Source organism: uncultured Microscilla sp. (genome assembly GCF_947493425.1).
Taxonomy (GTDB): Bacteria; Bacteroidota; Bacteroidia; order Cytophagales; family Microscillaceae; genus Microscilla.
The window spans coordinates 1-3,225 of record NZ_CANLRP010000338.1; the positions used below are offsets into that span (position 1 = coordinate 1).

The 3,225-nt window shown below is 39.4% G+C and carries 4 protein-coding genes; 1 reads left to right on the top strand and 3 read right to left on the bottom strand.

The genetic code is table 11. From position 1 onward, the window contains the following. Positions 1 to 131: 131 nt before the first annotated feature. The 3 genes from Q0954_RS33415 to Q0954_RS33425 form a co-directional block, all read right to left on the bottom strand. Positions 132 to 485, bottom strand: coding sequence for an arsenate reductase family protein (locus Q0954_RS33415; RefSeq protein WP_299466246.1), 354 nt, complete (start codon positions 483 to 485; stop codon positions 132 to 134). Between the two features lie 178 nt (positions 486 to 663). Next, complete coding sequence (locus Q0954_RS33420; RefSeq protein ID WP_299466249.1) at positions 664 to 1,761, bottom strand: alkene reductase; 1,098 nt, start codon at positions 1,759 to 1,761, stop codon at positions 664 to 666. A gap of 77 nt (positions 1,762 to 1,838) precedes the next feature. Then, positions 1,839 to 2,264: a MarR family winged helix-turn-helix transcriptional regulator gene (locus tag Q0954_RS33425; protein ID WP_299466252.1), complete on the bottom strand. Its 426-nt coding sequence runs from the start codon at positions 2,262 to 2,264 to the stop codon at positions 1,839 to 1,841. Positions 2,265 to 2,476: 212 nt separating this feature from the next. Here Q0954_RS33425 and Q0954_RS33430 point away from each other — a divergent pair. After that, positions 2,477 to 3,225: transposase (locus Q0954_RS33430; RefSeq protein ID WP_299466255.1), on the top strand; the 749-nt coding region annotated here is incomplete at its 3' end.

Here is a 3,225-nt window from a genome sequence, read left to right on the forward strand (position 1 = left end):
ATTTTAGACCTTTTGCAAAATCAGATAGCAATAAAGTACTGAAAATAAACGACTTAAATACATTGAAATAATTACAAGTTAAAAAGCGATTGATACTTGATCAATCGCTTTTTACATCAATCGAGGCCGACTTACTTCAGCTTTTCAGCCAAAGCCGCCACATTCTTTTTGCTATTGCCAATAAAAATATCATCACCAATGATAAATACAGGACGTTTGAGAAAAGTATACTCGTCTAAAATATATTGTTTGTAGTCATCCTCGCCTAAAGTTTTATCCTTGAGTCCCAGTTCCTTGTACTTGCGCGAAACCCGGCTAAATAATGCCTCATAGCTACCTGCCAACTGGTGCATTTCTGCCAACTGCTCTTCAGTAATTTTCTCAGTTTTGATATTTTGTTGCTCAAAACCATCGTCTACCCCCACCTCACTCATGATGCGTTTACAAGTATTACAAGTAGATAAATAATAAACTTTCTTTCTCATGTTGTTCAATTTTTCAAGTGTATTAAAACAAAACCACGAATATAAGCAACATTGTTTAAATTGTTGAAAGTTGAATATCTGCTGAAAGGTACTTTTTGTATACAACCCAAAAATCCCAGGGGCTATGCAAGCTTTTGCCTGATCCCTGGGATTTTTAGGGTGGTGAGTGTATGATAACCTATTCAGCTGTTACTGCATGGCGCTCGTAATCAGTGTACCCTTCTTTGCCAGGTGTATAAAAAGTATCTTGGTTGGGTTCGGTAAGTTCCCAGCCATTGGCAAAACGCTCTACCAAATCGGGGTTAGCTATATACGGACGCCCATAGGCAATGGCTTGAGCACGTTTTGAGGCAATTTCTTGTTCACCGCTTTCTGCATCGTAGCCAGCGTTAGCTACCAAAAAACCTTTGTATAATTTACCAAAATGCCCAATGACATCCTGTACAAAATAATCTTCCTCGCCTAGTTGGGTAAACGGACGGCTTAGGTGTAGGTATGCCAGGTTATAGTCATTCAAGCGTTTAATTGCATACTCAAAGGTTTTGGCGGTTTGCTCATCCACTCTCTGTCCCATCAGATTATGCAACATAGGGTTGAGTCGCACTCCAATACGATCTTCTGGTACCACTTCTTTTACTGCGTCTAGTACCTCAAAGAAAAAGCGGGTCTTATTTTCGTCATTACCACCGTACTCATCAGTGCGCAAGTTGCTACAGTTGTTAAAAAATTGGTGGATAAGGTATCCGTTAGACGAGTGAATTTCTACGCCGTCAAAACCCGCCTTCATAGCGTTGGCCGCTGCGTTTTTAAAATCTTGGACAATGCCTTTTATTTCTTCTTTGGTCAGGGCACGTGGAGTTTCGGTTTTGGTTTTTCCTTGAGGGGTAAATACTTCTTCATTGGGGTTGATAGCCGAAGGAGCCACAGGAGCTTTGCCTTCTGGTTGAAAGTGTGGGTGCGACATTCTGCCCACATGCCAAATCTGCATAAATATTTTACCGTCTTTTTCGTGTACAGCGGTGGTCACTTTTTTCCAGGCTTCCACTTGAGCTTCAGTATAAATACCTGGTACATTGATGTAGCCCGTGCCTTGCGGCGATATTACAGTTCCCTCAGTAATAATTAAACCTGCCGAAGCCCTTTGTACATAGTACTCTACATGAAGGTCGGTAGGTACTAACTCTTCATTATTGGCACGACTGCGAGTCAAAGGTGCCATAAATACTCGGTTGGCAAGGTTCAACGAACCCATTTGTACTGGTTTTAATAGTTCCATTTAAATGTTAGTTGTTTTATGGTTTAAAATAAGTTGATAAATCAACAGTTATGTTTATAACTGTTTATGTAAAAAAATTATCCGTTCAACATTTTTATCAGCAAGTGTTTAAGTTGTGTGATTTCCTCTTCGTTGAGCCCTGTACACATTTCTCGGTGGGCTTGCTGCGAAAGGGCACAGCTCAAACTTTCAGCTTCTTTGCCTTTGTGGGTCAGGTAAATCCGGTAATTCCTTTTGTCCTTTTCATCCTGCACCCTTACAATGTAGTTTGCTTGCTCCAACTGCTCACAATAATTAGAGATGTTGGGCTTTGCTACACAAGCTCTTTTGCTTATTTCTTGCTGGGTAAGCCCGTCCTCTTCCCATAGTCTGCTTAGCACGATCCAACCCGACTGCCCAAAGTCCAGTTGGTGTTCTTTCATCAACCGGGCAAAATGAGTCCTGGTTCTTTTGGCGTTTTGCGTAAGCAAATAGGCTATTGATTCATTGACTTTAAACGGCATAATAAATTAGTTATGTATATAACTGTACTCAAGGTGGTTTTGTTCAGTAAGTGCAGTCTTTTTTCAAACAACTTTCTCAAAAAACACCTAAATCGTTGATAATTAAAAGGTTGCTCTGGTGGGTTATTTTAAAATCATCCTACTGTACATGGTATAACCTAATAGTTAAATTATAACAAAAAAATAGAGTGAAAAAGATGTTATATAGTAAAATGCAAAATACCAAACATCCTTTATCACTCTTGGACGAATTTAAGGAGTATTTTCCAAACCATCGTCCTGCCCTTGTAAAAAATTTGTTCGTCACGAGTGCGGCTATATTTGCAGCCCGTACCCCTAATCTTTGGAAAGCCAAGGATAAGGTCAGTAACATTTTGGGTATTACTACCAGCAAGCCTGAATCTGATTACCAACGTTTGCTTCGTTTTTTCAATGAAGAAAATGGGGAGATTTTGATTCGTACTATCTTGAGTGTAGTACTTTTTACTATAGGCAATATTCGCCGTCATCGTTATATTGTCTTGGATGGTACAAGTTGGGAGTATGGCTCCAAAAAAGTTCATTTGCTCACGCTCAGTATTATTCATAATGGTGTAAGTATTCCGATCTGGTGGCAGGATTTAGATAAAAAAGGAACAAGTAATCAAAAAGAACGGATAGCATTATTCAAAGCTGCCATAAAACAATATGACTTAAGGAAAAAGTTATTATTAGCTGACCGTGAATACATTGGCGGAGACTGGTTGAGTTTTCTGAAAAGAGAGAAAATAGATTTTATCATTAGAGTACCCAAAGGACATTACAAAAGTAATGTAAACAGGAGTCGCTGGGGAAATGGCAAAAAGCAGCACCAAAAGCTATGGTATGATGCATTAGAAAGACTCGCATTACAACCCAAATATGTTGCTTGTGGGGTTGCTAAGGAAATCAGCTTGGGTACCCAAAAGTACTGGTTTACTGT